Source organism: Chloroflexota bacterium, from assembly GCA_020850535.1.
Classification (GTDB): Bacteria; Chloroflexota; UBA6077; order UBA6077; family JACCZL01; genus JADZEM01.
Window position 1 is genome coordinate 69,594 of sequence record JADZEM010000021.1, and the last position, 6,693, is coordinate 76,286.

5 protein-coding genes are annotated in these 6,693 nt (G+C 68.8%); 1 reads left to right on the forward strand and 4 read right to left on the reverse strand.

The window, feature by feature from the left end; translation table 11 throughout:
* Positions 1-165 precede the first annotated feature (165 nt).
* The 3 genes from IT306_03930 to IT306_03940 form a co-directional block, all read right to left on the reverse strand.
* On the reverse strand, positions 166-1,395 hold the full coding sequence (locus IT306_03930; protein ID MCC7367545.1) for a M20 family metallopeptidase: 1,230 nt from the start codon (positions 1,393-1,395) through the stop codon (positions 166-168).
* Positions 1,396-1,501: 106 nt separating this feature from the next.
* Positions 1,502-3,379 carry a dihydroxy-acid dehydratase gene (gene ilvD / locus IT306_03935; GenBank protein ID MCC7367546.1) on the reverse strand — a complete coding sequence of 626 codons (1,878 nt, stop codon included), beginning with the start codon at positions 3,377-3,379 and terminating at the stop codon, positions 1,502-1,504.
* A gap of 123 nt (positions 3,380-3,502) precedes the next feature.
* A complete protein-coding gene (locus IT306_03940; GenBank protein MCC7367547.1) occupies positions 3,503-4,012 on the reverse strand; it encodes a GNAT family N-acetyltransferase in 510 nt (169 codons plus the stop codon).
* Between the two features lie 169 nt (positions 4,013-4,181).
* On the opposite strand from IT306_03940, the gene IT306_03945 reads away from it, so the two are divergent.
* Complete coding sequence (locus IT306_03945; GenBank protein ID MCC7367548.1) at positions 4,182-5,480, forward strand: pyridoxal phosphate-dependent aminotransferase; 1,299 nt, start codon at positions 4,182-4,184, stop codon at positions 5,478-5,480.
* A gap of 104 nt (positions 5,481-5,584) precedes the next feature.
* Here IT306_03945 and IT306_03950 read toward each other — a convergent pair whose 3' ends face one another.
* On the reverse strand, positions 5,585-6,289 hold the full coding sequence (locus tag IT306_03950; protein MCC7367549.1) for a tetratricopeptide repeat protein: 705 nt from the start codon (positions 6,287-6,289) through the stop codon (positions 5,585-5,587).
* Positions 6,290-6,693 lie beyond the last annotated feature (404 nt).

Genomic DNA, 6,693 nt, shown 5'->3' on the forward strand with positions numbered 1-6,693 from the left:
CCACTCTGGACGCTTGGCAGGTGTCGGGTCTCCCTCCTGATCCGTTGTGCCGCAAGCGTACCCACCTGACCTGCGCGAGTCCTTCTCCCCAGGATGCTCGCGCCTGAGTGGTCGGGTGGCAGTCGGTGGAGGACTCCCCCCGTCCTCCGCCGACCCAACCTCACGCTACGGCTTCGCGGGCGGCCGGCCCAGATCCTCGACGAACGTCCGCTTGGCCTCAACCAGTGCCTTCTGGTCGCCCAGGAGGTCGATGGCGGTCATGGCCAGGGCCTTCGCCGCTGCCAGCATCGCCTGCCGGCCGCGCTCCGTCCCGGCGGCCTGCTCGAACTGGGTCGAGTGGCCGGGAACATCCCAATCCTCGGTGATGGCGATGCGAGCCTCGACGCCCGGCACCTTCCGCGTGACGTTGCCGAAGTCGGTGGACCCCCGCGAGGTGCGCTTACGGGTCGTGGCGACCTCCACGCCCACCGCTTCGAGGTTGCTTTTCATCAGCCGCATCAGCGTCCGATTTGGCACCGTGTTCTCGTAGGGCGGCATGTACTCCGTCCACTCCAGGCGGCAGCCCGTAGCCCTGGCCGCGCCCTCGGCGCACGCCACGACCTTCTGCACCACTTCCTCAAGGTAGTCAGCATCGTCGGAGCGCGTGCGGTAGCGGATCGCGGCGTAGTCGGGGATGATGTTCGCCGCCGCGCCGCCCGACAGGATGATGCCGTGGATCCGCACGTCGGACTTGAGCTGCTGCCGAAGCATGCTGACGGCGTTGTACATCGCCACGACGCCGTCGAGGGCGTTGATGCCCTCCTCAGGCGCGCCGGCCGCGTGCGCCGCCTTGCCGTGGAAGTAGAACTCGAAGCCGCGCGCCGCCAGCGACCGTTCGTCAGTCATCGTCGTCTCGCTGGCGGGGTGGAACATGATCGAGGCGTCCACATCGTCGAAGGTGCCGGCCTGCACCATGTGAACCTTGCCGCCGGCGTTCGGAGCGGCGCTCTCTTCGGCCGGCGTCCCGAGCACCCAGACGGAGCCCGGCAGATCGGCCAGCACGTCGGTCAGCGCCAGCCCGGCGCCCAGCGCCGACGTGGCGATCAGGTTGTGGCCGCAGCCGTGTCCGAGACTCGGCAGCGCGTCATACTCGGCCAGCACGGCGATAGTCGGCCCCGGCGTGCTGCCGGCCAGGACGGCCTTGAACGCCGTCGCCATGCCGGCCGTGCCCATCTCGACCTCAGCGCCGTTGGTGGCGAGGATCTCGGCCAGTCGCTTTGAGGACTCGAACTCCTGGTGACCCAGCTCCGGGTGGGCGTGGATCCAGTCCGCGGTTTCGATCAACTCGCCGGCCCAGCGGTCGACGGCATCGCAGGCGCGCTGCTTGAGGGCAGCGATCTCGGCAGTGGTTGCCATGGTGCAACTCTCGGAGGGCGCCCGTGACGGGACGGGCGCAGGATGCCTCCGAGTATAGACCCGCCGGAGTGATGGCCCTCACCCTGGGATGAGAGCCGTCGCCATGCTACACGCCGACTGGAGCGCCGGGCTTCACCGCCGCCAGCTTGCGGATGTCGCGGACCGCGCCCTTGTCCGCCGAGGTCGCCATCGCGGCGTACGCCTTCAGCGCCGTCGAGACCTGCCGATCGCGTCCATGCGGCTGGAATCCGCCGTTGGCGAGCAACCGCGCCCGCCGCGCTTCCAGCTCGGCATCGGGCACGTCCAGGCGAATCGAGCGGTTCGGGATGTCGATCACGATGGTGTCGCCGTTCTCGACCAGCCCGATGGTGCCGCCGGCAGCCGCCTCGGGCGACACGTGCCCGATGGACAGGCCCGAGCTGCCGCCCGAGAAGCGGCCATCCGTGACCAGCGCGCAGACCTTCCCGAGACCCTTCCCCTTCAGGAACGCCGTCGGGTAGAGCATCTCCTGCATGCCGGGGCCACCGCTCGGCCCCTCGTAGCGGACGACCAGGACGTCGCCGGGCTTGATGCGGTCGTCCAGGATCGCGTCGACGGCGTCCTCCTGCGACTCGACCACGACGGCCGGGCCGGAGAACGTCAGGATCGAGGCGTCGACGCCGGCGGTCTTGACGACGCAGCTGTCTGCTGAGAGGTTCCCCTTGAGCACGGCGAGGCCGCCGTCCTGCGAATAGGCGTGCGCCACGTCGCGGACGCAGCCGTTCGCCGCGTCGAGATCGAGCGTGTCCCAGCGCTCGGACTGCGAGAAGGCGCTGGCCGAGCGGACGCAGCCGGGGGCGGCGTGGAACAGCTCGACCGCCTCGGCCGTCGCCCTGCCGCCACGGATGTCCCAGGCGTCCAGCCAGGCCGCCAGCGACGGTGCGAACAGCGTGTGGACATCCTGGTGGAGCATGCCCGCGCGCCGCAGCTCGCCCATGATGGCGGGGATGCCGCCGGCCCGGTGGACATCCTCCACCAGGTAGTCGCCGCTCGGCGCCAGCTTGCTGAGGCACGGCACCCCGCGCGAGATCTTGTCGATGTCTGCCAGCGTGAAGTCCAGCTCGGCTTCCTGAGCGGCGGCCAGCAGGTGCAGGATCGTGTTGGTCGAGCCGCCCATCGCGATGTCGAGCGCCATGGCGTTCTCGAACGCCTTGCGGCTGGCGATGCTGCGCGGCAGGACCGAGGCGTCGTTTCCCTCGTAGTAGCGCCGCGTGACGTCCATGACCGTCCGGCCCGCCTCTTCGTAGAGCCTGCGCCGGGCGGTATGGGTCGCCAGAACGGTGCCGTTCCCCGGCAGCGCGAGCCCGATGGCCTCGACGAGGCAGTTCATCGAGTTGGCCGTGAACATGCCCGAGCACGAGCCGCAGGTGGGACAGGACGCTTCCTCGATGCGAAGCAGATCCTCGTCCGAGACGGTCGGGGAGGCCGAGTCCGACATCGCCGTGATCAGGTTCAGGCTCTTGCGGACGGTGCCGTCCACCAGGACCGCCGTGCCGCCCTCCATCGGGCCGCCGGACACGAACACGGTCGGGATGTTCAGGCGCAGCGCCGCGTTGAGCATACCCGGCGTGATCTTGTCGCAGTTCGAGATGCAGACCAGGGCGTCGGCGCAGTGCGCGTTCACCATGTACTCGACCGAATCGGCGATCAGGTCGCGCGACGGCAGCGAGTAGAGCATGCCGCCGTGGCCCATCGCGATGCCGTCGTCCACGGCGATCGAGTTGAACTCGCGGGGGATACCGCCAGCGGCCTTGACGGCCTCTGAGACGATCCGCCCGACTGGTTGCAGGTGGGTGTGGCCGGGCACGAACTCGGTGAAGCTGTTGGCGATGGCGACAATCGGTTTCCCGAAGTCCTCGCGCGCGACGCCAGCGGCGCGCAGCAGGGCGCGTGCGCCGGCCATGTTCCGTCCGTGCGTGACGGTGCGGGACCGCAATGCAGGCATGGTTCCTTCCCTGTCAGCGCCGTCCCCCGCGATGGGTGGCGAAGCGGCGCAGACGATGCGCTCAGGTTTCGTGAGCCACGATGCAGCCGGCGACGAAGCCAGCCCCGGCTCAGTGTGCAGAGATTATAGGGACGAGATCGGCGGCCCCATCTCGCCGAGCCGCACGAGGGCGTCGCCGCTGACGCGGTGAATCGTCCATTCGTCCTTCGGGACGGACCCGAGCGACCTGTAGAACTGGATGGACGGCTCGTTCCAGTCCAGCACCGACCATTCGAGCCGCCCACAGCCGCGCTCGACGGCCAGCCGCCCGAGCGCGGTCAGCAGGGCCTTGCCGTAGCCGCGTCCGCGCTGGTCTGGCAGCACGAACAGGTCTTCCAGGTAGATGCCGGGACGGGTCAGGAACGTCGAGTAGTTGTGGAAGAAGAGGGCGAACCCGACAGCCTGTCCAGCGGCCTCGGCCAGCAGGACTTCGCAGAAGGGCCGCGCTCCGAAGAGGTGCTCCCGGAGGAGGTCCTCCGAGCCGACGACCTCATGACTGAGCTGCTCGTACTCGGCCAGCCCCTGGATCAGGCTGAAGATCGTGGGCACATCGTCGGGGCGGCCAATGCGGATGGTGCAGGGAGAAGCAGACATCGACAACCTCGCGGGCAAGATGGTGGGGATCCCCCGGCCGTTACGCGGAGTGTACGCTCCCACGACCCACGACCCACGACCCACGACCCACGACCCACGACCCACGACCCACGACCCACGACCCACGTGGGGGGCGCGCCGCGCCTCAGAACGGCTACCATCGGGGCACATGTCGGACGGCACGGCCCCGCGCGGCGATGAGCGCACCGCCAGCCCTCAGCGCTCGGCCCGCACGCCCGCCGACCGACGATCACAGGAGCAGAAGCTGATGGTGGCGAACTTCGAGCTGACAATCGAAGAGATGCGGGCCCGGCGCGGCGTCAAGTGGAATCGGTTCCCGTCCGATGTGCTGCCTGCCTGGGTCGCCGACATGGACTTCGCCGTGCCCGACGAGGTGCAGGCTGCCATTGAAGCCGTCGTCAGCAAGCGCGACTACGGCTACGGCAACGGGTACGGCATCCGTGAGGGCAAAGATGGTCTGGCGCAGGCGTTTGTCGACTATGCGTCAGCCAGCTTTGACTGGGGCGGCCATGCGCTCAACCCGGACGGCGTCTTGCCCGTCACCGACCTGATTCAGGGCATGTACTCGCCGGTCTACGCCTTCAGCGAGCCGGGCGACGGCATCGTGGTGCAGACGCCGATCTACCCGCCGTTCCTGGACACCATCGCCACGACCGGCCGGCGGATGGTCGAGAATCGGCTGGCAGACGACGGGACGAAGCTGGCTCTCGACGCCGACGGCCTCCGCAAGGTCATCGACAAGAACACGCGGCTGCTGATGGTGCCGAACCCGCACAACCCGACCGGCCGCTGCTTCACTCGTGAAGAACTGTCGGTCATGGCCGAGGTCGCCGTCGAGCACGACCTGATCGTCGTCTCGGACGAGATCCACTCCGATCTGGTCTACTCCGGCCACCAGCACATCCCGTTCGCGGCGATCAGCCCGGAGGCTGCCGCGCGCACGATCACGCTGACCTCGGCCACGAAGGGGTTCAACATCCCGGGCCTGCGTTGCGCCCTGATGTACTTTGGCTCGCTGGAGCTGAAGGAGCGCTTCCACAAGACGATGCCGGGTCGCCTGCTGGGCGCGCCGAACGTCATCGGCATCGATGCGACGGTGGCCGCGTGGCGGCACGGGCAGCCGTGGCTGAAGGAAGTCATGAAGGTGCTCGAGGCGAACCGCAACCGGGTGACCGAGTTCCTGGCGAAGGAGATGCCGGGCATCAAGTACCGCCAGCCGGAGGCGACCTACCTGGGCTGGCTGGACTGCACGGCGATGAACCTGGGCGGCTCGCCGTTCGAGTACTTCCTGGAGCACGCGAAGGTCGGCCTGATGGAGGGCGCGAACTTCGGCGCGGCCGGGGTCGGGAAGGTGCGGCTGAACTTCGGCACGTCCCCGAAGATCCTGGATGAGATCCTGTCGCGGATGGCACAGTCGATCCGCGAGGTGGCGCTCGCTCCAGCCTGACCGCGGATCGGAGACGCAGCAGGGGCCGCGCGGACAACCTGTCCGCGCGGCCCCTTCAGTTGTTTGACGCGCTCACCGGCCGACTGCAGCCCCGGCGCATCAGGTCAGGACGACGCGGCCTGCCAGATCGCCCGGAGCGGGTCGCGTCCGTCCTGGATCGCTTCAAGGCCGGTCTTGCTCATCTCGTCGGCCGGATCGAGGTCGCGGGCGCGCCCCCAGTGCTCGCGGGCGCGGGCGATCCGGCCACGGTAGGCGTACTCGAAGCCGAGGAGGGTGTGCGCGGGGGCGAGCTTCGGGTCGAGACGGGCCGCCTCCTCAAGCTCTGCCAGGGCGGCATCCCCCTGATCGAGCGCGAGATAGAGCCGCCCCAGCACCAGCCGCAGCTCGGGATCGCGTGGGTAGCGGCGGACCTGCCGCTCGGCGCGCTGGGCCTCGCGGACGTCGGCCAACTCGCCCTGGTCGAGGTCGGGATCCTGGCTCGCGGCCACTTCCAGGTGCGCCAGCGCAAGATTCAGCTTGCGCGCGGCGACCAGCGACAGGCCGAGCTGCCAGCGCAGCTTCGGGTCGTTCCGGTGCATCTCGACCAGCGCCCGTAGCTCGCCAACATCGTCCGCCGTGGGGAGCGGGGCCGGCGGCGTCGGCTCCACGGTCAGCGTCGATGCATCGACGGCCGGTGCCGTGTCCTGCGTGATGGTCGGCTGCGGTGCCGACTGTAGTTCAACTGTGGGCGCGGCCGGCTCGCTGCGTCTCCGCAGCCAGCGCAGCGCAGCGGGAATCAAGTCACCGCCGCCACCGAGCTTTCCTAGCACGATGTCCTCCCCGTCAGCGCCACGACACAGCGTATCCGTCACCGACGATTATTAAGGTTTCTTTGCGATCCGTCAAGCGCGGAAACACGCAGACCGGCGCGGAGACGCGCGCCGCACGAGCGCCCATCGCTTCACGCAGTGCCGACGAGCCAGCGAATGTGGGCCTCGTCAGGCACTTCATACTCTCTGAGTGAGTGCATCGTACCCGGTTCGGTCACCCTGCGTCACCAAAACGCCTCGCAGGTCCAGGGCGATTGCATGATGGGCGGGTCGTGTGGCCTTGTCGGGGCTTGAAAGCCCCGCCTACGATCCTGCAGTCGCTGCGCGACGCTCCAGTCGCACCAGTGCCTGCCGTTCCCGACGGCCGTCGCGCAGCGACGGCGTGACTGTAGGCGGGGACTTCA